Source organism: Streptomyces sp. NRRL S-920, assembly GCF_000717945.1.
GTDB lineage: Bacteria > Actinomycetota > Actinomycetes > Streptomycetales > Streptomycetaceae > Streptomyces > Streptomyces alboniger.
In genome coordinates this window covers 88,482-110,780 of sequence record NZ_JODF01000029.1, presented here as the reverse complement: position 1 = coordinate 110,780, position 22,299 = coordinate 88,482, and the positions used below count along the sequence as shown (strand labels likewise).

Annotated in this window: 22 protein-coding genes and 2 pseudogenes; 9 read left to right on the top strand and 15 right to left on the bottom strand. The window is 68.9% G+C overall.

The annotated features are described in order from the left end of the window. Nucleotides 1-115 precede the first annotated feature (115 nt). The 12 genes from IG54_RS0121500 to IG54_RS42105 form a co-directional block, all read right to left on the bottom strand. Complete coding sequence (locus IG54_RS0121500; RefSeq protein ID WP_158708901.1) at nt 116-1,627, bottom strand: hypothetical protein; 1,512 nt, start codon at nt 1,625-1,627, stop codon at nt 116-118. Between the two features lie 104 nt (nt 1,628-1,731). Next, nucleotides 1,732-2,346, bottom strand: coding sequence for a phytanoyl-CoA dioxygenase family protein (locus IG54_RS0121495; protein WP_030786729.1), 615 nt, complete (start codon nt 2,344-2,346; stop codon nt 1,732-1,734). Between the two features lie 151 nt (nt 2,347-2,497). Beyond that, nucleotides 2,498-3,058: a DUF6624 domain-containing protein gene (locus IG54_RS0121490; RefSeq protein WP_051819769.1), complete on the bottom strand. Its 561-nt coding sequence runs from the start codon at nt 3,056-3,058 to the stop codon at nt 2,498-2,500. Next, complete coding sequence (locus IG54_RS39335; RefSeq protein WP_051819766.1) at nt 3,055-3,894, bottom strand: SAM-dependent methyltransferase; 840 nt, start codon at nt 3,892-3,894, stop codon at nt 3,055-3,057. The genes IG54_RS0121490 and IG54_RS39335 overlap by 4 nt, the downstream gene beginning before the upstream one ends. 6 nt (nt 3,895-3,900) lie before the next feature. After that, on the bottom strand, nt 3,901-5,055 hold the full coding sequence (locus tag IG54_RS0121480) for a quinone oxidoreductase family protein (RefSeq protein ID WP_030786722.1): 1,155 nt from the start codon (nt 5,053-5,055) through the stop codon (nt 3,901-3,903). A 52-nt stretch (nt 5,056-5,107) separates the two neighbouring features. Continuing rightward, entirely contained in the window at nt 5,108-6,088 is a 981-nt protein-coding gene (locus IG54_RS0121475; RefSeq protein ID WP_078594340.1) for a 3-oxoacyl-ACP synthase III family protein, read from the bottom strand. Next, nucleotides 6,085-6,540, bottom strand: a complete 456-nt coding sequence (locus IG54_RS0121470; protein WP_030786716.1) for an ester cyclase — start codon at nt 6,538-6,540, stop codon at nt 6,085-6,087. Before IG54_RS0121470 ends, IG54_RS0121475 begins: the two co-directional genes overlap by 4 nt. After that, nucleotides 6,540-7,115 carry a GNAT family N-acetyltransferase gene (locus IG54_RS39330; RefSeq protein WP_030786714.1) on the bottom strand — a complete coding sequence of 192 codons (576 nt, stop codon included), beginning with the start codon at nt 7,113-7,115 and terminating at the stop codon, nt 6,540-6,542. Before IG54_RS39330 ends, IG54_RS0121470 begins: the two co-directional genes overlap by 1 nt. Then, entirely contained in the window at nt 7,112-7,837 is a 726-nt protein-coding gene (locus IG54_RS0121460; protein ID WP_051819764.1) for a flavoprotein, read from the bottom strand. The genes IG54_RS39330 and IG54_RS0121460 overlap by 4 nt, the downstream gene beginning before the upstream one ends. Next, on the bottom strand, nt 7,834-8,739 hold the full coding sequence (locus IG54_RS0121455; protein WP_125517096.1) for a T3SS effector HopA1 family protein: 906 nt from the start codon (nt 8,737-8,739) through the stop codon (nt 7,834-7,836). The genes IG54_RS0121460 and IG54_RS0121455 overlap by 4 nt, the downstream gene beginning before the upstream one ends. Continuing rightward, complete coding sequence (locus tag IG54_RS0121450; protein ID WP_078594336.1) at nt 8,726-9,619, bottom strand: phosphotransferase family protein; 894 nt, start codon at nt 9,617-9,619, stop codon at nt 8,726-8,728. The genes IG54_RS0121455 and IG54_RS0121450 overlap by 14 nt, the downstream gene beginning before the upstream one ends. A gap of 91 nt (nt 9,620-9,710) precedes the next feature. Continuing rightward, nucleotides 9,711-9,863 (bottom strand): hypothetical protein, encoded by a 153-nt coding sequence (locus tag IG54_RS42105; protein WP_158708900.1) that lies wholly within the window; start codon nt 9,861-9,863, stop codon nt 9,711-9,713. A 1,297-nt stretch (nt 9,864-11,160) separates the two neighbouring features. On the opposite strand from IG54_RS42105, the gene IG54_RS0121440 reads away from it, so the two are divergent. From IG54_RS0121440 to IG54_RS0121425, 4 genes are read left to right on the top strand one after another with little or no spacing between them, the layout of a single operon-like run. After that, nucleotides 11,161-12,027, top strand: a complete 867-nt coding sequence (locus IG54_RS0121440; protein WP_158708899.1) for a phytanoyl-CoA dioxygenase family protein — start codon at nt 11,161-11,163, stop codon at nt 12,025-12,027. A gap of 7 nt (nt 12,028-12,034) precedes the next feature. Next, nucleotides 12,035-13,009 (top strand): LLM class flavin-dependent oxidoreductase, encoded by a 975-nt coding sequence (locus IG54_RS0121435; protein ID WP_030786698.1) that lies wholly within the window; start codon nt 12,035-12,037, stop codon nt 13,007-13,009. Further along, a complete protein-coding gene (locus IG54_RS0121430; protein ID WP_030786695.1) occupies nt 13,006-14,481 on the top strand; it encodes a hypothetical protein in 1,476 nt (491 codons plus the stop codon). Before IG54_RS0121435 ends, IG54_RS0121430 begins: the two co-directional genes overlap by 4 nt. Beyond that, nucleotides 14,468-15,232, top strand: a complete 765-nt coding sequence (locus IG54_RS0121425; RefSeq protein WP_030786692.1) for an SDR family NAD(P)-dependent oxidoreductase — start codon at nt 14,468-14,470, stop codon at nt 15,230-15,232. The genes IG54_RS0121430 and IG54_RS0121425 overlap by 14 nt, the downstream gene beginning before the upstream one ends. Nucleotides 15,233-16,024: 792 nt before the next feature. Here IG54_RS0121425 and IG54_RS42560 read toward each other — a convergent pair. After that, entirely contained in the window at nt 16,025-16,186 is a 162-nt protein-coding gene (locus tag IG54_RS42560; RefSeq protein ID WP_199809570.1) for a hypothetical protein, read from the bottom strand. On the opposite strand from IG54_RS42560, the pseudogene IG54_RS43810 reads away from it, so the two are divergent. Continuing rightward, nucleotides 16,143-16,451: pseudogene (locus IG54_RS43810) on the top strand (replication initiation protein); the annotation flags it as partial. The gene IG54_RS42560 and the pseudogene IG54_RS43810 overlap by 44 nt on opposite strands. Here IG54_RS43810 and IG54_RS42555 read toward each other — a convergent pair. Beyond that, the gene (locus IG54_RS42555) at nt 16,364-16,681 is read right to left on the bottom strand and encodes a hypothetical protein (RefSeq protein WP_234336292.1); all 318 of its coding nucleotides are present in this window, start codon (nt 16,679-16,681) and stop codon (nt 16,364-16,366) included. The pseudogene IG54_RS43810 and the gene IG54_RS42555 overlap by 88 nt on opposite strands. Before the next feature lie 48 nt (nt 16,682-16,729). On the opposite strand from IG54_RS42555, the gene IG54_RS42980 reads away from it, so the two are divergent. From IG54_RS42980 to IG54_RS0121410, 3 genes are all read left to right on the top strand, one after another. Further along, entirely contained in the window at nt 16,730-16,954 is a 225-nt protein-coding gene (locus IG54_RS42980; RefSeq protein WP_234336290.1) for a hypothetical protein, read from the top strand. Continuing rightward, on the top strand, nt 16,951-17,262 hold the full coding sequence (locus IG54_RS0121415) for an HTH domain-containing protein (protein WP_051819762.1): 312 nt from the start codon (nt 16,951-16,953) through the stop codon (nt 17,260-17,262). Before IG54_RS42980 ends, IG54_RS0121415 begins: the two co-directional genes overlap by 4 nt. 177 nt (nt 17,263-17,439) lie before the next feature. Then, on the top strand, nt 17,440-18,153 hold the full coding sequence (locus IG54_RS0121410; protein WP_051819761.1) for a hypothetical protein: 714 nt from the start codon (nt 17,440-17,442) through the stop codon (nt 18,151-18,153). 313 nt (nt 18,154-18,466) lie between these two features. On the opposite strand, the pseudogene IG54_RS38130 reads toward IG54_RS0121410, so the two are convergent. Beyond that, nucleotides 18,467-19,956, bottom strand: a pseudogene (locus tag IG54_RS38130) (NF041680 family putative transposase). Between the two features lie 332 nt (nt 19,957-20,288). On the opposite strand from IG54_RS38130, the gene IG54_RS0121400 reads away from it, so the two are divergent. After that, nucleotides 20,289-22,268 carry an SMI1/KNR4 family protein gene (locus IG54_RS0121400; protein ID WP_030786683.1) on the top strand — a complete coding sequence of 660 codons (1,980 nt, stop codon included), beginning with the start codon at nt 20,289-20,291 and terminating at the stop codon, nt 22,266-22,268. Nucleotides 22,269-22,299 lie beyond the last annotated feature (31 nt).

Below are 22,299 nucleotides of genomic sequence, written 5' to 3'. Positions count from 1 at the left end.
TGCCACTCACCCACTGTCCCAAAACCGAGAGATCGCACTTGGAAGGTAGGACAAGCTGAGCACGATGTCGGCCTGCATGCTGTCCCTGACACGGTGGTGGCGGGAGAGGGCGAGTTCAGGCTCCCGCCGGCCGCGTGATGTAGGCCAGCACTGCCTTGGAGTCGTCCACGGGAACCACGATCGTCTGCGCCGGTCGTCGCGCGCCCCACCGGGCCGGCACCTCGACCGGCTCCTCGCACACGACCGCCACCTGCTCCCGGCCGGACGCGGGGACCGTGAACCGGTCGGACGTGATGTCGTCCTTCGGCCGCCCCCGCGCGGGCTGTTCCAGCGTGATCGAGCGCACCGTCGCCAGCGGGATCTCCAACTCGTGGTGCAGGCCCCACCGTACGACCAGGCCGTCGGCGCGCAGCAGGTGCGGACGCACCCCGGCGGCCAGGCCCATGGTGGCCGTCAACAGGGCGGCGTAGAGCAGGACGACGCCCAGCACGATGCGCGGCACCCCTGAGGCGAGGCTCAACAGTGCGGACACGCCCGCTACCAGGAGTAGCGCTGCCGTGCCGACCAGGGCCTTGCGGGACGCGCTGCCGTAGGACAGCGGCAGGTCGCCGGGGCGGGGCCGTTCGGTCCGGCGCAGCAGGACGAGCGTCAGCACTCGCACGACGCTCAGTTCTCTGCGGACCATCGCGGCCATGGGCTCGGGCATCAGGGAGAACAGGGCGTCGCTGAAGGAGTCGGCCCGGGTCTCGCCCGCGGCCCGCAGGCGGCGGTACTGACTGATGAAGGCCGCCCCGGCGATGAGGCCGAGGACCGCGAGGGCACCCTCGGTCACGACGAGGATGCCGGCCGCGATTCGCCAGTCGAGTAGGCCCGTGGTGACCAGGACGATCTCGGCGAGCAGCACCAGCACGCCGGTCCAGCGCAGCCACCGCATCCACCGGGGTGTGTTGTGCGGTGTGCCCGTTCGTGCCGGGGCTGCGGCTGCAGGGATGTCGCTCCGTTCGGAGGACGTGGTCTCGGGCCGTCCGCCGCCGCGCAGTGTCCGGGTGCCCGACACGGGGTCGATGGCGAAGAGGCGGATCTCGCGTACCGTGGCGGTATCGGCCTTCGGCAGTGTCATCTCCACCGGCGGATCCAGGGTCACCGCCAGGTTGGTGACGCCCATCATCGGCACCGACAGGACGCCGTCCGCGACCTCTGCCGTGCGCTTCTGGCCGCTCAGGGAGCGGCGTTCGGTCACCTTCGTCACGCGGTCCAGCGGGACGGGCACCTCGAAGGTCGCCCCGTAGTGGACCGTCAAGGTGCCCTTCTCCACCCGGTGGGGAAACGCGCGCAGTGCGACGACCAACGCCAGGATCACAATCAGGGCTAGCAGCCCGACTGCTAAGGCGAGCACTCTCGCCCAGGCCGCGGAGAGCAGGAAGTCGACCAGGGCGATCTCAACCACCGACGAGAGCGTGATCAGGACCACCTGCGTCGTGACACTGCTCTGGTAGGGGATCGATCCCGGGTCCGCGGCGCGTTTGCCCGCGCCCGGTGCCAGCCACAGCGCGCGTGCGGCCTTGGTCCAGTTCAGCCCGTGTGCGGTGATCACCATGCAGTCCGGAGCGGCCTGGTCGTGTCGCATGTTCTCCACCTCACGTCTGGGTGCCCTACAGAAAGCGTGCCACGCGGGCCGTTCCGCGGGGGCGAACCGCGGGAAAGAGCCACGCGGAGTGAAAACGATCCCGCTCACCCATGCGTTCCGGCTCCATGGGCGGGTTCCCGAACCAACTGCCCTGTAGCCACGTTGGACTGCGAGGCCGACAGGAGGCGTTCCAGGTGCACGCGTACGGCACCGTAGAACCGCTCCAGTATGACCGCGTCCACTCGGGGCTCGTCAGTGCGGTTCAGTCCGAAGCCGTGCACCACCAGCATGTTGCGCAGAGAGCACTGGCCGGGGCGCGGCACGACATCGTGCCGCTCGGTGGCGGACGCGTCGAAGTCGGCTGCCTCGCCGCGTAACCGGCCGGCCGCGTGCCCGGCGCGGTGGTGGCGCAGGACGCCGTCGCGGTGGGTACGGGCGGCGAAGCGCATCGTGCCGTTCTCCGGTGAGGTCGGTGTGAGGGCGAGCCGGACCCGGAACGCCGCGAGGTCGCCGTCGTCCAGCTCGTGGGTGAGGGCGTCCTGGTGCCAGGCCAGGTCGGTGTCCCCGCCGGGCTCCACGAAGATGCTGGTGCTCCAGACGAGGACGTCCGGCCCGAGCAGGCTCGTGGCGATCTCCAGCAGGCGGGGGTGCCGGACCAGCCGGTCCGCCCATGACCGCAGCAGGTGGATTTTCGGGCCGTTGGCCAACGCGGCGGCCACGCCGCCCGTCGGTGCGAGTCGGCGAGGTACCGCAGGACCGCCTCACGAAGCGCCGTTGTCCCGTCCGGTGGCAGAACGTCCACAGGGGAGACGAATCCGTTCTCGCGGTAGGCGGGGATCTGCCGCGGGGCAAGTCTCGGCGTCCGGTCCGTCACTGGTACTCCTCGAGCATCTCGGTGCCCGCGTGCAGTTCCCGCAGCTGCCGTTCGAATTCGGCGACCGGGGGTATGCCCAGCTGGGCGCGCCGGGCGTCGAGTCCGCCGGGCTCCTCCACCGGAAGCATCCGGTAGCGGCCGTCCTCGGCGCGCGCGTACTGCGTGCCGTAGCGCGTGGGCACGCCCGCGTGCAGGTGGATGCGGTCGATCAGGTAGGCGACGTGCGAGGCAGTCGCGTCACCGGCGTCCACGGCCTCGATGAGGAGTTCGAGGCCGTAGCGCTGCAGGGGCCGGTCGCGGTCGGCGTGCTGGACCAGCAGGGCAGCGTCGTCCGACCCCTGTTCACCGACCAGCCGGTGGCCGGGCCATCCGTGTTCGCGCAGCACCCGCCAGATCCACTGCTGGTTCTCCGCGTCCACGGCCATCCAGCGCGCCACGTCGGCGGCCGACTTCCCCGGCGTCCGGCGCACGTCCTGGTCCCAGTCGGCCCGGCGGCGCAGTTCCGCGGCGAGCTGCGCCGCGCGGGGTGCGGTGGCAGTTTCAGGGGCGGAGGTCACCGGACCCGCTCCGCCACGACGAAGTCTCGTGCCATGAAGGGCGTGTCCGTGCCGTCGTCATGGCCAGTGGTAATCCGCTCGGTCTCCTTCAACACGAATCCGTACTCCGCCAGCTCGGCCGCGAGTTCGGCCGGGCCGTCGAGGCGGAACCGGAATCCGGTCAGGAAGCGCCGGGTGTGTCCGTCGGGGGCGACGAGTTCCGCGTACATGTTGGTGTACTGGGTACGTGCGGCGGCGTCCCGCCGGGAGCCGACCAGGACGAAGCCCGAGCGCTCCCGCAGTCGTACCGGGCAGCTCAGCACCCGTTCGGTCGCCCGCTCTTGGTCCAGGGCCGGGGTGTGGTCGAACAGCAGCCGTCCGCCGGGCCGCAGATGGCCGCGCACCACTTGCAGAAGGGCTTCGCGCGCAGGGCCGTCGAACAGTGTCAGGCTGAGCCCGCCGATGACGATATTGTCGTAGCTCCGGCCGAGGTCCAGTCCGGTAACGTCCGCGTGCAGCCAGGTGATCCGCCCGGCGGTCTCCTCGTCGGCTGCGGCGGTCATTGTCCGGGCGGCAGTCAGCTGGGTGAGGGACAGGTCCACGCCGGTGACGCGGTGGCCGCGCCGGGCGAGTTCGAGCACCGACCGCCCGCCTCCGCAGCACAGTTCCAGCGTGTCGGCGGGCCCGGTCCCGGTGTGCTCCGCGAACCATGCGCTGTCGTCCTGTGCCTGGGTGACGAGCTTGGTGTAAAAAGCCCCGAGCACTCCTTCGAAGGGCGGTGTCAACCGGGTCTCGGGCAGGTTCAGGGCGTGGATGCCCACGAAGGGACCGAACAGGTCATCGGCGAGGTCCGGCATGTCAGGTCACGCACCCTTCGTAGTATCGTCGCGCTCGGGGTACTCGTCGTGATCGCGGTCGCCAAACACGTACGCCGCCTTGCCCAGCCGCGCGGGGTCGAAGGTCCTGCGGACGAACGGGCCGATGTCGGCGCCGGAGAACTCCGAGTCGACGACCACCCTCAGTCGGTCCGCGTCCCAGTCGCCCAGCGCCGCCTCCAGGTCCGCGCGCACCCCGAGGCACTGGCCGTGGATCGTGGCGTTCTTCGAGACGAGGCTGGTCAGCATCGACAGCCAGTGCCCGCCCGGCGTGTCGGTACCGGCCATCTCGTCGTGGGGACCGCCCATCAGCCGGCACGTCACGTAGTGGCCGTTAAAGCCGATCAGCTTCACGGCGGTCAGGACGTAGGCGTCGCAGAACGGGTCGACGACCGCGTCGAATCCACGGATCTGGCGGGCCAGCCTGGCGAGGTCCTTCAGGTCGGCGGGGTCGTTGGGGTCGAAGGACCGCACCACCCCCAGCTCCGCCAGCAGGTCCGCGCCGCGTCCGCTGCGCGACAGGCAGTAGACCCGTGCGCCGCGCCCGCAGGCTGCGCTGATGGCAAACAGGCTGGTCATCGAGGTGGCGGCGGTCACCAGCACGGTGGTGTCCCGGCCCACCTCGGCCCGGCGCAGCATCGCGTACGCCGTCTGGGCACCGATCGAGAACGACGCCGCCTGCGCGTCGCTCATCGCAGTCGGGACGGGAACCAGCCGGGAGTGGTGGACCCGCTGCAGTTCGCGCGAGGCGGTGTTGGTCACCACGCCCGCCGAGACGGTGTCGCCGGGGCGCGGCGGCCAGTCCATCGACGGGATCACCCGGTCCCCCGGACGCAGTCCGCGTACGGCGGAGCCGGTGGCGGCGACCTCCGCGACGAAGTCGGAGCCGAAGCCCCGGCCCCGGTCATGGGTTCCCTCGGCGTGCTCGCCCAGGGCCAGGGCAGTGTCGCGGTAGTTCAGTGAGAAGGCCCGTACGCGCGCCAGTACGTACTCGCGGTTGTGGTCGGCCGCCGGGTCGAAAGCAGTGTCGGCCGCCTCCGCCAGGCCGAAGCGCAGCGCTCGTCCCCGGACTGTGTGCTCCGCGATGGCCGACCAGTGGTCCGGTGGCGCGCCCTGTTCCTCGTCAACAACCAGAACTCTCATGTGCACTTCCTCGTTTTCCGATGCGGTCCCGGTAGCGGCCTCGGTCCCGGTGTCAGTACCAGCGCAGTACGGCCGCGCCCGCGGTCATCCCGGCGCCCACGGCCACCAGTGCCACCAGGTCGCCCCGCCGGAAGGGCTGTTCCTCATGCGCCATTACCAGCGCGATGGGGATGGAGGCGGCAGCGGTGTTGCCGGTCTGGACTCCGTAGCGCGGGACGATGCGGTCGTCGAGTCCGACGGACTCCGCCAGGGTCCCGACGAGGCGCGGATTGGCCTGGTGCACGATGACCCGGTTGAGCTGGTCCAACCGGATCCCAGCCTTGGTCAGGGCGGTGCCGAGCACCTTGGGGCCCATTTCCAGGACGACTTCGCTCACGCCGCGGCCGTTCATCTCGAACCAGCCCTCGCCCGCCGGGGGCACGGTGGCGTAGGAGGCCTGCGAGCCGTCGGCCCACAGTTCGGTCGCGAGTATGCCGTAGCCCTCGGGAACAGGGCCGAGCTGGACCGCCCCGGCGCCGTCGCCGAACAGCGGCGCGGTGCGGCGGTCGGTGGGGTCCACGAATCGCGTGAAGACGTCCGCGCCGATCACCAGCGGGGTCCGTGCGGCGCCGACGGCAACCGTGCCCGCCGCCGTGACCAGGGCGTAGATGAATCCGGCACAGGCGGCGTTGATGTCCAGCGCTGGGGTCCCTGGTAGGCCCAGCCGGTCCTGGACGAGACAGGCGGTGGCCGGCACCGGGCGGTCGGGGGTGACGGTGGCAAGCACGATCAGGTCGGGGCCGACCGGCGAGTGCTCCGCGACGCGCCGGGCGACGCGGGTGGCGAGGTCGGACGTGTGCTCGTGCGGTGCGGCGTGGTGCCGCGTGCGGATCCCGATGCGGTCCTGGATCCACTTGAGGTCGACGCCGATGGCGGCACCGACCGAATCGTTGGTCACCGGTTCACCTGGCAGGTAGGAGGCCAGGGCGACGACGCCCAGGCCGGATCCCCCGTCCGGGCCGGTGCTCGCTCCGGTACGCGCTGCGGTGGTCATTTCCACCACCCCATCTGCTGACCCAGGGACGCCACGTCCGTCTCACACGTCTCCTCGATCAGCAGCCCGCCCGACAGCCGGGCGATGTTGATGCCCCGCACGCTGATCAGCCCCACATCGGGGATGTCGCGGATGACGATTCGCAGGCCGGGTCCTAACTGTTGGATGTCGTTCAGCCGCCCGATCAGTTCCCAGCGGTACACGACCATGTCACCCTCATGGACGACGTGGGTGGCGCGCATGGTGATGTCCGCCAGCAGTGCCCGGTACGTGAGCACGTCCTGGGCGAACTCCTCGCGGCCGCGCATCCGCAGCTCGGCGCGCTCGTCGAGCAGTACGTAGTCGGCGTGGATGAATTCCGGTATCAGGTCCACGCGCCCCTGGGTCCAGACCTGTTCGAGGAGTCCGCCGACCACCCCGGTGGCCGCCGGGCCACGGGCGGGCGCGGCCATCAGGCGGTCGCCAGCTTCTCCAACGTGGCCGCTCCCTGCCATTCGCGGCGGAGCATGCCCATGACTACGGCGTCGGCCCGGCGTCCCGGCCCCACGGGCATGTGCTCGCGGGCGATCCCCTCGCGGGTGAAGCCCAACCGGTCGCACATGGCCAGGGACGGGGGGTTGGTGACCGCGACATGTCCGCAGAGGCGGTAGACCTCTTCGTCGGCGAAGAGCGCGTCGAGTGTCACCGCCATACAGGCGGTGCCGATCCAGCGGAACGGGAGGCCGTCGACGTCCGGAGCGTTGATCGTGTCCCCGCTCCAGACGCCGGGGGTCCCGGTCGGCGCGTAGATCTGGACGGACAGGGCTCCGTGGCCCGGGAGTTCGACGAACCAACCCTTGATCAGCCCCTGCTCAATCAGGGGGAGCACCTGGGTGCGGGTGTTTTCGTCACTCGCGGTGAATCCGGACTCGGCCATCTCCGCGATGCGCTCGTTGGAGATGAACGTGTCGAGCAGCGACTGGTCGCCGACGGTGGCGGGACGGACGGTGAGCTCACTGGGCAACAGGCGACGCTTCTGGCCGGTCATCGTGTTCCTTTCGGATGCGGGAGTGAGTGGGCGGGGTGCGGCGGGTCCGTCGCGGGCGGCGCGGACCGAGTGACCAGATCGGCCAGGGCGCGCAGCACCTTGTCCGCAGGGGCGCAGGCTCCCGGGGTCATCTCCCAGTTCGAGACGGAGTGGCCGACGACGGGGCCGACGAGACCGTGGCCGTCCTGGGTAAGCAGTCGCACCGCACGCCGGAACGGGCCGCCGCGGACGGCCGCTTCGGCCACCGACGGGGCGAAGATGACGGGCGCGCAGGTGGACAGCACGATGGCGGACGGCAGGCTGTCGGCCAGGCCGAAGGCGCACCGGGACATGAAGTTCAAAGTGGCGGGCCAGACGATCACGGCCTCGGCCCAGTCCGCCCAGCTGACGTGGGAGGGTCCGCTATCCCCCGACCAGTCGGGGGCGATCACCGGGCGGCCCGAGACCACTTCCAGCGCGCGGGGAGACACCATCTCGCGGGCGGACCGGGTCAGGCAGACCGCTGTGTCGGCCTCGAAGTGGTGCCGCAGCAAGGTGACGAAGGCGGGCAGGTGGCAGACCGAGATGGCGCCGGTGCCGACGACGAGAACGCGCTTCACCCCGAGGGTGGCGGGCAGTTCGGAGGCGGGGGCCTCCTCGGCGGTGGGGGCTTCGAAGGCAGCGGTCCCAGCTGCGGACGTCTCGGGGCCAGGCGTCCCTACGGCGTCGGTCTCGTGGCTCATACCCGGGCCTCGTCCGCCGCGCGTGCGGCGTCGATGGCGCGTCGGGCGTCGGCCCACGACGCCGTGAGCCGCGCGAACACCGCTTCCAGGCCTTCGTCCCCCGACGCGGTCCACTTCTCGACCACGGCGCGCGACCAGTAGTAGCCGACGCTGCCCGACAGCGCTCCACCGGACGGCTCGGGGTCGAGCGCGACGCCGATGCCGTCCGTCGCCATGGCGCTGAAGCCGGGGACGGGGCCGCGCAGGCAGTCGGCGGCTCCGAGGCCGTCCAGGCAGTTGAGGATCCGGTGGACGTCGCGGGCCGCACTGTACACAACGACGCCGTCTGCGCGGCCCAGCATCTCCGTCGAGCCGCCGATCTTGGTCGAGAAGGGCACCGCGGCGCCCTCCAACGCCCGGACGAGGGCGCACCACACGGTCATGGCTTCGTCGGCGCGCACATTCACGTACACGCGAGCGTCCGGCTTCTCCGTGAATCGGCCGGGCGGATTCCAGTGCAACCACCGCGAATCCATGGGGGTGTTCAGCGGGCTGACCCTCAGGGTCGCGTCACCGGAATCAGACACGTCGGTATCGGCGGCCGGGACGGCGACTTCGATGCCGTCCGGGCAGCGGACCGTCACGAGCTCCGCTGTCCGGTTCAGGAACGAGAACCCCCGGATCTCGACCGTCAGGCCCGACAGGCTCTGTAGGGCCATTCCGCTGAATTCAGACAACTCTGCCCGGTTGGAGGAGAACGCGCTCTGCAGATTCGGCTGCCGTGCGTGCACCGCACTGTAAACTTTCTCGATCAGGTCTTCACGGCGCGAGACCGTGAGGTTCCCTCTCGTGCCGTGGGAACTCAGTAATCCACTGATGCCCCGCCGGATTTTGTCGAGGTTCCGGTGGTCACGCGCGTCCATCGAGAACCTCCCAGCGAGCGGGGTCGAGCAGAAGCCCCCGGCCTATTTCGTAGAGTGCCGAGACGATACGGTCGCGGCTCGTCATGGAGGCACGCATGAAAGCCCGCGCCAGTAGTCCGCAGCCGACGGCGGAAGCCAGCATTTCCTTGTCGAGTTCCTGTCCGCCGCCCTCGCGATATCCCGTCAGGGCGGAGCGGACAAGGACGGTGCCGCGCGTCATGGCGGCGGAGAGAGCGGCCCGCGCCTGCGGTCCGCTGGGGGACGAGGACGCCGAGAGGCTGTCCATGAGCAGTGCGCTGCACAACGATCCCAGGTCCGTCTCCGGCTGCCCGAGGCCGGCGCACTCCCAGTCGATCAGGAGAGGGAGGCCGTCAGGTGTGACGACGACGTTGTTGGTGCGGGCGTCACCATGGCACCACACGGCCGGTCGTGCGAGGTGGTCGCGGGTCCGCCTGCCGCGTTCGCGCAGCTCGGCGTCGCCGTGGAAGGCGCCGACCAGTCCGCGCTGCACCGAGGAGAGCCCGGCCCACAGGCGTACCGGGAGCGCGCCCCACGGCGGTGATTCGACGGTGACCGCGTCCCGTCCGGGCGGCGGTGCGCCGTGGAGCGCGGCCAGCGCGCGTCCCGTTGCCGCCAGGCATCCGTCGGGCTCGCTGCCGTCCTGTACGCGCAGATCCAGCCGGGGCCCTGGCACGTGTTTGAGCACGGGCCGCCCCAGGCGGGTGCTAACGACAGCCGGAGCGATAGCCGTACGCGGGGGTACTCGCAGGCCGGCGGCCCATTGCGCCACTTCGGTCTCGGTGGGCCGCAGTTTGCCGACGGCCGGTGCGGCGGCGGGTGACGGCGGGGCGAGGGCCGGTGGCGGGGCGGGTGATCGCATCGGGGCAGGACCTTTCTCCGGTGTGCCGCTGGTGTGCGGCGACGGGCAATACCGCCCGTCGCCGCACACCAGCGAGTCGATCAGGGTCCGGTCAGCAGTGGGCGGTGACCGTCCAGACGACCGAGCTCTTGGCGACCGGCATCTGCGACGGGTCGATCTCCAGCTCGGCCAGGTCGCCGGCCGTCTCGTCGTCCAGCAGGGTGGACAAGATGTCCTCGACGGCCAGCTCAGTGGTGTTCTCCATGGCGATACCTCCAGTGTTGATTTCAACGCACCTCAAATGAGGATGCGGGTTGTGCCGGGGGAATTTCCGGAATGCCGATAACCACCCCGGACAAAGTGATGCACTCCCCGTGCGTTCGGTTGGATCAGCGAGCGGGACGGAATGCCGTGTTCTGCTTGATTGAATCCATTCCGCACGACTGTGATCCGACTTCTGGCACGTTCGGCACGCATCACGGATGTGGGGAGTCAGCGCGTGGTGGGCGCCTGCTCCAGGAAGGAGGACTGAGGGTAACCGGCGGGAGAGACGGGTTCCTCGCGCGGTTCGTACCAGAGCGCCTGACCGCTGCGCGCACGGAGTGGACTCCTGTGCCCGGCAAGGCGCCGGCGGAAGGAAACTCTCACCCGAGGTCCGCCGCAGCAGCAGGCGGATCCCCTCGGACTATCACGAGCGGTCGTTCAGAGGCGGAAGGAAATACTCCACTGCCACTTCGTAAAACATTCGGACATTCAGTCACTAAGCGCACTAACACGTGTCTCCCGCTGGTCGTAAACCGATTCCAGTGGTGCGTATAACCCCGTGGTGCTGATGTGAACGCTAGATCGACCGCGCCGAATCGTCAAGGATCGATCCAACATCAGAATGCGGAATATGGGATTCACCCACCAATTCAGCGATTCCTTTCGCGACAGTATGCCCGAAATAGAAACGGACAAACAGGTCAATCGGGGCGCGCGTAATGCGGGAAAATTAAAAGGGAGGTCCTTAGTAAACAGAAATGGAGTTATTGAATCCACGAACAAAGAGCCAGTGAAGCAGCGTTCCTCGCGAGGTGCACCGCAGGACCCCTGAGGCTTAAATCACCCTCCCCTCTGGCTTGTTTTGTCAAATTCCCTGCCAGCCGATTACGGAATAAACTACTCCGCAGTGATCTACGTCACATTGAATGGAAATTTGATTGCGCCCGCGATCACTGTCCATTTAGATGATCGATGCACCCCCCGCTTACGAATGGCTCGCGAAATCCTTTTCGGAAGGCGCCGCGAACGCCCGGAAGGCGGCGCTCTGGGCCAAGCGTCTGCGGTCACCAGATGAAGACCAAAGGCGCTGGCTACGGGCGTAGACAGCCGGTCGTGGCCGCACCGTTGCCGACCACCACGCCTCGGGGCAGAAGTGCCTTCCGAAGCCGTGAACATCGCCTCGCACGACCGTGCGACGCCCGGAGTCGTGTCGAAACGTCGGCGTGACCCGTGAACAAATCCACGTCCATCGAAGCGGTACAGCGACTGCTCCAACGATTGGACGAGAGGTGATGAAGGTGCCGGGTCTGACTCCCCAGCAGAAGGTCGACTTTCACAAGGACGGCTTTTTCTTTCCGCTCGACGTGCTCGAGGAGGAGGAGACGTACGCGCTGCGCGACGCGGTGCTGCACCACATGGCGGTCAGCGCGGAGCGGGGTGGCCCGATAGCCGTCTTGGCCGGCGGGCCCAAGGTTCACCTGCTGTGGACGTGGGCGGATCGCCTCGTGCGGCATCTCCGTCTCCTGGAGATCGCGCGGACCGTCGTCGGCCCCGACGTCTTGGTGTGGGGGACAAGTGTGTTCGTCAAGGAGCCACGGGGAGAGACCGACCTCGCCTGGCACCAGGACACCCTTACCTACGATCTGGATGGCGACGGCCAAGTCGCCGCGTTCCGGGGCTGGCTCGCGCTTACCCCCACGACGGTGGAGAACGGCACCATGCGCTTCGCAGCCGGAACCCACCGCCAGGGCATCTTGGTCCATCACCGCGCGTCTCACCTGGGCGGCCGGATGCGGGGTGACGAAGCGGCCTTCGCGGAAAAGGACTTCGACCAGCACCACGTGCTGCTCAGCCCGGGTCAGTGCTCGCTCCACAACATGCTGGTCGTGCACGGGTCGGGGATCAACCGAACTGACGAGCCCCGGGTCACCTTCGCCATCGACTATCTGGCGACGTCCGTCCGCCCAAAGGACGGCAAGCCGGACTCCCCACTGCTGGTGAGCGGGACGGATAGGTATGGCCATTTCGCCCCCGAGAAGTCCCCGGAGGGCGACATGGACAAGTCGGCCCAGAAGGAGTTCCACGAGGCGGCACTCTTGCGCATGCGCCGGCGGGTGACCGCCGCAGCGGAGAAGAAGGAGGCTGACCTGCTTGTCAAGTCCTGAGACAAGTATGCAGGCCACGCCAGCTTCCGGCCTCGGCGTCTACTACCCGTTGCAGCCGCACCACCCATCCCAACTGGCCCCTTTCGGTCGGCTGGTGGCCCGGGGCTACGCCGACCGGCTCTGGCTGGGCGAGTCGCTGGCCCTAGGGACGCACCAGGTGTTGGCCTATCTGGCGGGGCAGGGGATCAACCCCGCCCTGGGGATGGGAGTGTCGCTCATGCCACTGCACAACCCCTTTCAGGCGGCGCTCGCAGCGCGTTCTCTGGCCTCGCTGTCAGGCAAGCGGCTCATCTCGGTGTTCGGCACGTCCAAGCCCTCGTTTGTCGCCGCACTGCGAGGCGCGCCCTACACCAGCTCGCTGGGCGCCGCCCGCGAGTACGTGAGCACGGTGCGGCGACTGCTGGATGGCCAGCCGACGGACACCCGGGGCGAGTATGTGCACACGCCTGCTCAGCTTCCCCCGTGGCCAGCGACTCCCCACGTCGACGTCGGCCTGGGGGTGCTCCGGCCCGGGATGGCGCGCGTGGCCGCAGAAACCGCTGATGTGGCTCTCACCTGGATGGCACCTCTGCCGTACCTGCGCCGTGAGCTCTTACCCGTGCTCACGGAAGTGCGCGTGGTCAGCGTGGTGCACGTGCTCGTAGTCCGTCCCGGGCTCGACGTGGACGAGGTCGTCTGGCGGGCGACACACGGCCATACCGGGGAAGGGCACTATCGGGCGATGCTGACCGCAGCTGGCCTCGGCCCAATCGCCGACGGGCCAAGCTCCGCCCGCGCACTCGTTGAACACGGAGTCGTGTTGGCCGGATCACCGCAGACCGTGGCGGACGAGATCGAACACTTCTGGGCCGCCGGCGTCGACGAGGTTGTCCTGAATCCCACGGCACTGGAAGCTGAAGGTCCGGAAGCGGCATTGCGTGATCTGCTGGAAATCACGGAAGTTTGCCAAAGTCGAGGCAGTGCAAGGGGGAAAGACACATGACGACCAGGCAGGTCGGCACACGTGGCGTGAGCGTTGGCGGTGCCCTCGCGGCGCCGTGGGTAGCCCGGCGCAACCGGGCCGAGAACGGCGCGGTGACCTATCAGGAGAGCGTGGGCGCGGGTGTCGCCATCATCCTCTGTCTCTCCGTCCTTGAGATCGTCCTGGTCGACCTGGTCCTCGACACGCTTTGGGTGCGCCTCGTGGCCGCCGCAGCCGGTATCGCAGCGGGCTATCTGCTCATCGGATTCTCCATGGCGCTCAGCGCCTCCCACCAAGTGGCAAACGGGAGGCTGAGGATCCGTTACGGAGCTACGTTCGCAGCGGACGTCAACACGAGCCTGATCACGTCCGTCAGCGGTCAGCGCAGGGGCGGTGGCTACCGGCGCACCGCTGAAGTGATCGACGGCGCGCTGATAGTCCCCGTCATGGGCGTAACCAATGTGCTGGTGGCCCTGGACTCCCCAGTGGAGATGGAGCTGCGCAAGAATGTCATCTCGCTACAGGAGATCCGCTTCTTCGCCACAGAGCCGGAGACAGCAGTGCAGTTAGTGCGCGCCGCGATCGAGGGCACGCCGCCGGTTCCTCCCCAAGCGCCGTCGGCCCCGGACGCGGAAAGCAGGCCGCAGGTGCCGGGCTGGTTGCGCAGGCTGCGCTGGGCCGGGCTGCTCATCCTGCTCGCCGAGATCGTCCTCGTGACCAGCGGCATCCTCGACTGGCGTATCGCTGCGGGCATCCTGGCGGTGACTGAAGGCACCCTTGCCGTCCTGGGCGTGGTCTACGGCGCGGCCTTCGTCTCGCAGTACCGAAATCTGCGCCGCGTCGGGGTACCTCGGGCTGAAGCGTTCTCATCGTCGTTCTTCGCTCTGCTGCCACCTCCCATGGCGGAGCTGGTACGCCGCGAGATGAGCATCTTCAGGGTTATTGCCCTGGCGGCGGCCCGCCGGACCGAGCGGAGCCGGCTCGGCGGCATCCCATTGGGGTACGGCCGCGACGGACGCCGGGTGTCCACTGTGCTTGCTGTGCTCCTGGCAACTGCCGGGGCAGTCGTCCTTGCCACAGTGTCACCCACTCTGCCTCGTTACGTGGTGGGGGTGCCGCTCCTCTACGGAGCCCTGTTGACCGCAGCTATGGCCGCAGCCAGCAGCACCAGACCGCATGTGAGTCACGGCGGTGCTCTGCGTCTGCGGTGGGGCCTGCATCAAGAACTCGTAGTACCCATTGAGACGTTGGAAGAGGTGAGGGCGGAGCCATCAAAGTCCGCGTCCGGCCAGGACGGCACCCCGGACGTCTTCCTCGTTCCTTGTCAGGGCCGTGGGGCCCTCGTCCTCCGCCTGGCCAGCCCGGTCGAAGTGCCGACCCGGCTGGGCTCGCGGCGGCCAGCGATGACGGTCGTGGCCCCCGTGGATGCCGCGGAGGCCGCCCGTGACATCATCGCCCGTGCGATGGAGGAGCGCTCCGATGAAAGTTGCTGACACGGTTGCGCTTATCGCCGGAGGCACCTCCGGTCTTGGGCTCGCCACGGCCAAGCACCTAGTCAAGGAAGGGGCGAGCGTCGTCCTGCTTGCGCGTACCCAGGCCGCGGGCCAGACGGCGGTCGCCGAACTGGGCAGCTGTAGCGCACGGTTCGTCGCCGGCGACGTGGCCGACCCACGCGATGTCGAGGACGCCCTGGACGTGGCCGAGGCAGTGGGCCAATTGCGCACTGTGGTGTGCTGTGCTGGCTCGACGTATGCGCGGCGCCTGGTCGGCCGCTCCGGCCCGGCGCCATTGGACGAGATCGAAACGGTGCTCCGCACTCATCTGCTGGGGACGTTCAACCTCGCCAGGCTCTCCGCGCACCGGATGATGGCTCAGCCTCTGGTCAGGGAGGAGCGTGGCGTCATCATCAACACCTCCTCAATCGCCGCTTGGGACGGCCAGCCGGGGCAGGCGGCCTACAGCGCGGCCAAAGCGGGAATCGTCGGTATGACCCTTCCTCTGGCGAGAGAGCTGGCACCGCACGGCATCCGCGTGGTGACGATCGCGCCAGGCCTGTTCGACACCCCCGTATTCAGTGCAGTGCCGGAGCCGGTGCGCGCGACGCTGCGCGAGTCCGTGCCCCATCCCGGCAGGCTGGGGTCACCGGATGAGTTCGCCTCGCTGGTCGGGCATGTACTCGCCAACCCGATGGTCAATGGCACCGCGATCCGTCTCGACGGCGCGCTGCGGCTGCCCGCACAGTAACTGGAAAGACGGAGCGTGCACGTGCTTGCCGTTTGCGCCGTTCGAGTCGATGCCGACACGCCTCTCGACGGACTGGAGATACGAAGGGTGCTTGCCCCGCTTCCGCCCAACAAAGACTGGGCGGTCATCACGGTGCGCGCTGCCTCCCTCAACCACCACGACCTGTGGACGCTGCGGGGTGTCAGGGTCCGCCCGGGTCGCGGCCCGCTGGTGCTCGGCTCCGATGGTGCAGGGTTGCCGGAAGGTGACGCGAACGGGCTCGCTGGGCTCTGTGGGGCAAGCACGGCTCTGCGTCCTGCCCGACGCACCTCGGTGGAGGAACCGCACTGGGGCCGCAACGGCGAGGGCCGGCCGATCGCGTGGGTGGGCAGCGCGCCTGACGACTGGTGAGCGGCGGCGGTGAGACCGGCGACAGGACCCCGGGCGCAGAGCGGCCCGGGGTCCTTCGTTGTCCGGGGCCAGCGGCACCGATCCCAGGCCCTACACGCACTGGGGTGCGATGTCCGGGGGTTCTGATCTGCGGCATCGCACTGGTGTGCGTGTAGGCCCTGGGATCTTCAGGGTCCTCCCCCCGCGAACTACGTGGCGGCCGGGGCCGGTCAGGGAGTCGGGGGTAGGTCGTGGTTCCCGGCAGGGGGAGCTGAACCATCTGACTTGGTCTTCGTGGCGTACTTTGAAGACTTCCAGCGCGAACGAGCGGCGGGTGGGCGGGAACCATCTGACTTGGCTTTCGTGACTCACTTTGAATCTTGCGGCGTGTCCGTACCTCCCCGCTCGGCCGGACCGGGATGATCAGCGCATGAGTGTGGAGTTGCCGGTGGCACAGTGGGACGAGTTGTGGCTGCCGTTGCGGCCGTATGCGACGAACCGGCTGCCGGAGGGGATCCGGCGGGAGCGGCGGCCGGTGGCGATGACGCGTCGGTACGTGGAGGCGAACCCGTCGGCGGTGAGCAATCTTCTCGTCGTGGATGTGGACCACTCGGATGCGGTGCTGCGGGCGGTGTCGTCGGTGGGGTCGCATCCGTTGCCGAACGCGGTCGTGGAGAACCCGGTGAATGGGCATGCTCATGCGGTGTGGGCGCTGGCGGAGGCGGTGACGCGGACCGAGTACGCCCGGCGCAAACCACTGGCCTACGCCGCCGCCGTCACCGAGGGCCTGCGCCGCGCGCTGGACGGCGATGCGGCGTACTCGGGGCTGATGACGAAGAACCCGCTGCACACGGACTGGAGCACCGAGTGGCTCCACGGCGGACTCCACACGCTCGGCGGCCTGGAGGAGACGCTGGACGGCCATATGCCGCCTTCGCGCTGGCGTGAGACCAAGCGGTTCCGCACCAACATCACCGGGCTGGGGCGCAACTGCTCGATCTTCGAGACGGCACGGACCTGGCGTACCGCGAGGTACGCCACCACTTCGGCAGCCCCGACACCCTCCACACCGCCATCCACGCCGAAGTCCATACCCGCAACACCGAATTCGCGGAGCCGCTGCCGGCCGTGGAGGCGCGTGCGATCGCCAACAGCATCCACCGGTGGATCACGACCAAGTCGAGGATGTGGAAGGACAGCGCAGCTGTCTACGAGGCCACCTTCGTCGCCATCCAGTCCGCCCGCGGCAAGAAGGGCGGCGCCAAGGGCGGGAAGGCTTCCGGGCAAGTACGAGCTGCGCGCCGGGACGAGCGCGCCGCAGCAATGCTGGAGTACATGAGGGGGACGTCGTGACGCAGGAACCCAGCCGGGAGCGCCGTACCGTGACGGCCCGTGAACTTGCGGACCGGTTCGGAGTGTCCCCGCGGACGGTGGTGCGCATGGTCGCTGAGGAACGCGCGGCGTACGAGGGCCGCTCCCGGCAACGTCGGGACCAGATCGTCGAGCTGCACCGGCAGGGGCTGAAGGGTTACGAGATCGCGCGCGAGCTGAATGTTTCCGCCGGTCTGGTGTCCATCCGGCTCAAGGAAGCCCGCTCGGCCGGTGTCGACCTCACCCGCTACGCCGCTGCCGGTGAAACCCAGGAGCAGGGCCAGGCGTAGCGAGCCGTCGGGTGAACCCTCGGCGCGCTCCCTCTGGATCTTCTGCATCTTGCGGGCCGTGTCGACCTGCGCGCGGATCACCGTGGCCAGGGATCGCGCGACACACGGTCTTGTGCTGCTATCCCCGCATGGCCAGACTGCCGACTGGCCATCTCGAAGGCTCACTCTGGGGGCGGCGTGAACACAGAAACTCTGCTTGCGCTCGGCTCAGCATTCTTCGGCGGCTCCGCTGTGGCCTTCGTGAACCATCTCGGGACTCGGGAGAGAGTCAAAGCTGAGGCGGACAAGCTCCGTGCGGAAGCCGAGCAGATCCGGTTTCAGACTCCCACCCACATGAGTGCCGGGCTGAGCGCCGACCGGGAGACCGAGATACCCGGCTGGCATGTGGCCGGGACGAGAGTTGAGGACTACGAGGTCGTCCTCGACTCCGAGGCCGCGCGCCATGGTGGCTGCAGTGCCCGGATCGACGCAATGCCGAGGGCTCGGGGCTTCGCCACCCTCATACAGTCCGTCGACGCCGGGCCGTTCCGCGGGCAACGGCTCCGGATGACGGCCTGGGTCAGGACGGAGAATGCCCGAAGTGCCGCGATCTGGATGCGTGTAGATGGATCCGACGACAACATGCTCGCCTTCGACAACATGTCCGATCGATCGATCGAGGGAACTACGGGCTGGTGTCGCTACAGCATTGTTCTGAACGTCGCCCCCGAGAGCCTGGTGATCGCATTCGGCTTCATGGTGCACGGCAGAGGTCGGGTCTGGGCAGACGACTTCTCCTTCGAAGTGGTGGGTCTCGATGTACCCACGACGGAGACCACGACGGCAGGCTACGAGTTCCTGGCAGCTCCGCAGAACCTTGGCTTCGATGATCCAGCAGCTCTGCTCAGCTGACCGCCCGGAGTTGAGCCAGTGCTGCCCGCAGAAGTTCGCGGATGGGTGTTCTGGCCGATCAGGCCGTACTGAATGGGCTCCCGTCGTCTCCCACACCGCCAAGCACACCGGGAGATGGTTGGCCAGCAGCGGCAAGTTCGAGGAAGGCTTCCTTCCCATCGGGGGCTCCCTTCGGTTCCCCTGAAGAAGCCCTGGGCTGTGCCTGCGGCCTCCACCTCGGCGACCCGAAGCCCTGATCAACCCCCTCCACGAACTTCCGCGGAGTAGCACTAGGTTCGGAGGTTTCGAGACGGGCTCTGAGCTTGTTCTTTATCTACCAGGACCTGCCCGGCTTGCCGATGGCCTTGAGGGTCTCGGGGCGTCTGACAGTTTTGCCCACGTCGAAGCGGGGTGCTCGTTGTTTGTTCTTGGCGCCGGGTGGCCGTCCGGGGCCGGCGCCTCGGGGTTTGGGGACACGGGCCGGGCAGGCGAGGTGAGTGCGGATGTTCCTGAACCCCCGGCGGACCCGGGCTGGGGTGAGCCGGTCGGAGGCGGTGGGTTTCTCCCAGGGCCGGCGGAGGTCTTCGGCGAGAGGTCGCGCGAGTCGGAGCTGGGTGTGAGCCACGATCAGGAGCCAGGTCCAGCGGTCCGCCGCCTCGGGAGTACGGAGCTTCGGAGCGGTCCAGCCCAGGGTCTGCTTCGCGAAGCGGAAGGTGTGCTCCAGGTCGATGCGGCGGAGAAACGCCTGCCAGAACCGGTCCACGTCGCCCGGGGTGGCGCCGGTCTTGGAGGACCATAACCACACCGGCGGTGCATCACGTTCCTTCGACAGATACTCGACCTGTAACCGGATCAACGCGCCTTCGACCAAAGGGAGTTCACCATCGTGGTCGAGCCATGAGGAGCGGTGGGTGAGCCGTGGGTGGACCCGGTCCCATGCCTGTGTCTCGGCCTTGCCGTAGTTGGTGGTGGCGGTGACCGTGGTGATCGCGGGCTCAGGCCAGGTCTCTGGCTTGGTGAAGTGGAATTCCGGGCCGTGCTTAGGCGGCCGACCGCCCTTCGGGTCGTAGACACGAGGCGGCTTCGGCAGTCGCATGACGCGGTCGGAACGGACCCGCCCGACCAGCTCGACGGGCAAGTCGCGCAGGACCCAGGCCAAGCGAGTGACGTCGTAACCGGCGTCGCTGACGATCACGATATGCGGGTCGCCGCTCTGCCACTGGCCGACGGCCATGAGCCGTTCAACGACTCCTCGTAGTTGGGCTGCGGTGACCGCGGTCGCGTCATCCACCGGCCCCAGCCGGACCGCGTCCAGGATCGCGGTCCAGGAGGTGGCTCCCGGCCCCAGCACGGCAACGAAGGAGTAGAGCCAGCCCGGGATGAACTGCGACGCTGTCTTCGCCCGGCCGTAGACGTGGCAGAACAGCCGGTCTGCTGAACACGGCGCGTCTGAGCGAAGCCACGGTGACACGTCGCCGCCAGGACCAGGCGCCCGCCGTCGAACCGCGGCAGCGGCAACCCGGCCAACACGGTCCGCAGCCATTCGGTGTCGATCCGGCCGCGATTCAGGCCGCCGTACATCGCTCCGTGCCCACGTTGATGTTCGGGCAGCAGCGTCAGGTCCACCGGGGACTTCACCGCCCCATCCGCACACAGCACCGCGTCCACCAGCTCGAACAACTCGTCGCGCCGTGCGGTCAGGCACTCGTAGAACTCTCCCCGGAAGCGTGACGCTTCCGCGAACGCATCCCTCCGGACAGCATCAGGCAGCCACTCACCCTCACGGCCTTCGTCGTGGTCACGTGCACCTTGGTCGGAGCACATGATCAGACGAAGGCCGCCCCCGTGTCCGGCGAACTCCCTGGTGAGCGACCCAGTTCGAGACACCGTTCGAGGCAGGAAGATAAAGAACAAGCTAAGGGTCAATCAGGACCGGAGCCCGTCCGCGCTCCTCGCACGTTGCTCGGACAGGCCGTCCGCTCTTCTCCTGCCGAAGATGCGGACAAGCGGCAGGCCTCCCCGCTGCGGCGAATTCCTCGCGGGCGGCCCCCGCCCGCCCGCTCGGCCAGCTTGTGTCTCGCGGCGCAAGCCACCGGTGCCTGGGCGGCGTTCTACGGCGACGGAGCGTTGTCAGTGCCCGGTGCGACGATCGCGCCATGACCGAGACCGCTGAGATGACGTATGACTGGCAGCCCTTCCTCGCACGGTGGAGCGGCGAGTGGGCGGACGCGTACGATCCGGACGAGGCGCCGGACGCGGGGGACCAAGAGGTGCTGGAGGAACGCTGGTTGGGCTTCGCCCCCGCGACGGGCGCCGGCATAGCGGCTCTTGAGGAGCGCATCGGCCTGCGGCTGCCGCCGTCGTACCGGCAGTTCCTGGGGGTCACCGACGGGTGGCGGCACGCGGGTGGGTTCGTGTGGCGGCTCGCGGGGACGCGGGAGGCGTACCGCCCGGACAGTGAGACGGACCTGACCGAGTTGTTCCTGGAGCATCTGCGCGAGGATGCGAGTCCGGCGGAGTTCCAGGAGGCACTGGTCTGGACACGGGGCCTGCAACTGGACGTGGAGTCCGACGCTGTGTCCGTGGCGCTGGATCCGGAGGACGTGGATGAGCACGGTGAGTGGGCCGTGCTCACCTGGGCGCCGTGGCGGGCCGCCCCTCCCGAGCGGCACCGGAGCTTTTGGGAGTTCATGCAGGCCGCCTATCGCGAGTTCCATCAGCTGGAGGCGGGGCGCGACGGCGGGCGCCTGTTCGCGAATGCCACCACCGAGGCGCTGGACGCGCAGGTGGAGGAGGCACGACGGGACGCGCTGCGCGGGGACTACGAGCGGGCCGAGGCGGCGCTCGCGGAAGCCTGCGCGTTCGGCAGACCCCGGGCCACGGCTCTGCGGGAGCAGCTCACCTGGATGCTCGGTGACCGGCACACCAACTCCCTCGGCGGCCTTGCCGCCGACCCCCGCTACGCGCCGGACCTGCTGCCCGCACTGATCAACAGCCGGGAGAGGCGGTCATGGGGGGACGGGGCGTACGAGTACCACTTGCGGGGCGGGGCGGAGGAGGTGCGTGCGCTCGAGGGCACGCTTCTGGAGCAGTTCCAGGAGGGGACTTATGCCTACACCGTGGCGGGTCCGTTCGGTGGCGCCGTGGCGGCGGCGCGGGAGCAGATGCGGTGGGGCGAGGCCGACGCGGCCTGGCGGACTCTGTCCGCGGCACTGCCCCGGTGGCAGCCCCTGGGGCCGGATCACCTCGCGCCGGTTGGCCTGACCGCCGATCCGCTGCTGGGACCGCTGTTCACCCCGGCACGCGGCCGGGCTCTGCTGGCCACGCCCCGAGGCGAAGAGGCAACCGGAGTGGCCGGCGCCGTGGTTGACGAGGACCCCGAGGGCCTGGCCTGGCTCGCGGACCGCCCTGGAAGCGGCCAGCGCACCGCATACCGCTTCCTTCTTGTCGAGGGCGTGGCGCCTGCCACGCTGCCCGCGCTCGTCGGCGACGAGGACGGCGCGGAACTGCACACGCCGATGACTCTGTGGGACGCGCGCCACGCGTCGCGGCCCGACGGTGATTCCGGCGTGCGCACCAGGTCCTCGTACGACGACAAGGCGCTGGTCGCCGTCGGCCGGGCAGGGCCCGGCTGGATCTTCGCCTTCGACAGCGATCCGCAGCCGTTCAATGAGGCCCGGTTCGTCTCCCCGGCCGCTGCGGCGTCCCGGCACGGCCGCGCGGTGGTGGTGTGGGGTGAGGCCGACCGGTACGGCGAGGGCGCGCTGTTCCACCTGTCCGTCGCCGAGCGGGGCGAGCAGCAGTACGCATTCACGGTCCGGGGCAATCGGTGCGAGCGCTCTGGGGAGATCCCACAGGACCTGGACCCGGCCCGCCTGTTCCCCACGATCCGGGACCGCCGACCGCACGACGGCGGCGGCATGCAGCGGGACGGCGGAAGCGACAGTGAGCGGGACGGCGGGTTGCCGGGTGAGGCCACCGCCCTCACGGCGATCGCGGCCGCGTTCGGTGTCACGCTCCCCCGCTACGCCCTTGACCACGGCCGTCTGCACACCTTCACCACCTGCTCCTGGACGCGGCCGCCCGGTCCGGGTGAGACGTTCGTAGTGATGAGCTTCGGCCCGGTCACGCCTTGAGTCGGTGTCATTTCCTCAGACTGTCCAGTCG

Bases quoted from the DNA above. Each gene is read 5' to 3' on its own strand.
- IG54_RS0121500 (WP_158708901.1), bottom strand. From the start codon at position 1,627: ATGCGACACGACCAGGCCGCTCCGGACTGCATGGTGATCACCGCACAC.
- IG54_RS39335 (WP_051819766.1), bottom strand. From the start codon at position 3,894: ATGCCGGACCTCGCCGATGACCTGTTCGGTCCCTTCGTGGGCATCCAC.
- IG54_RS0121480 (WP_030786722.1), bottom strand. From the start codon at position 5,055: ATGAGAGTTCTGGTTGTTGACGAGGAACAGGGCGCGCCACCGGACCAC.
- IG54_RS0121475 (WP_078594340.1), bottom strand. From the start codon at position 6,088: ATGACCACCGCAGCGCGTACCGGAGCGAGCACCGGCCCGGACGGGGGA.
- IG54_RS0121470 (WP_030786716.1), bottom strand. From the start codon at position 6,540: ATGGCCGCGCCCGCCCGTGGCCCGGCGGCCACCGGGGTGGTCGGCGGA.
- IG54_RS39330 (WP_030786714.1), bottom strand. From the start codon at position 7,115: ATGACCGGCCAGAAGCGTCGCCTGTTGCCCAGTGAGCTCACCGTCCGT.
- IG54_RS0121460 (WP_051819764.1), bottom strand. From the start codon at position 7,837: ATGAGCCACGAGACCGACGCCGTAGGGACGCCTGGCCCCGAGACGTCC.
- IG54_RS0121455 (WP_125517096.1), bottom strand. From the start codon at position 8,739: ATGGACGCGCGTGACCACCGGAACCTCGACAAAATCCGGCGGGGCATC.
- IG54_RS0121450 (WP_078594336.1), bottom strand. From the start codon at position 9,619: ATGCGATCACCCGCCCCGCCACCGGCCCTCGCCCCGCCGTCACCCGCC.
- IG54_RS42105 (WP_158708900.1), bottom strand. From the start codon at position 9,863: ATGGAGAACACCACTGAGCTGGCCGTCGAGGACATCTTGTCCACCCTG.
- IG54_RS0121435 (WP_030786698.1), top strand. From the start codon at position 12,035: ATGCAGGCCACGCCAGCTTCCGGCCTCGGCGTCTACTACCCGTTGCAG.
- IG54_RS0121430 (WP_030786695.1), top strand. From the start codon at position 13,006: ATGACGACCAGGCAGGTCGGCACACGTGGCGTGAGCGTTGGCGGTGCC.
- IG54_RS0121425 (WP_030786692.1), top strand. From the start codon at position 14,468: ATGAAAGTTGCTGACACGGTTGCGCTTATCGCCGGAGGCACCTCCGGT.
- IG54_RS0121400 (WP_030786683.1), top strand. From the start codon at position 20,289: ATGACCGAGACCGCTGAGATGACGTATGACTGGCAGCCCTTCCTCGCA.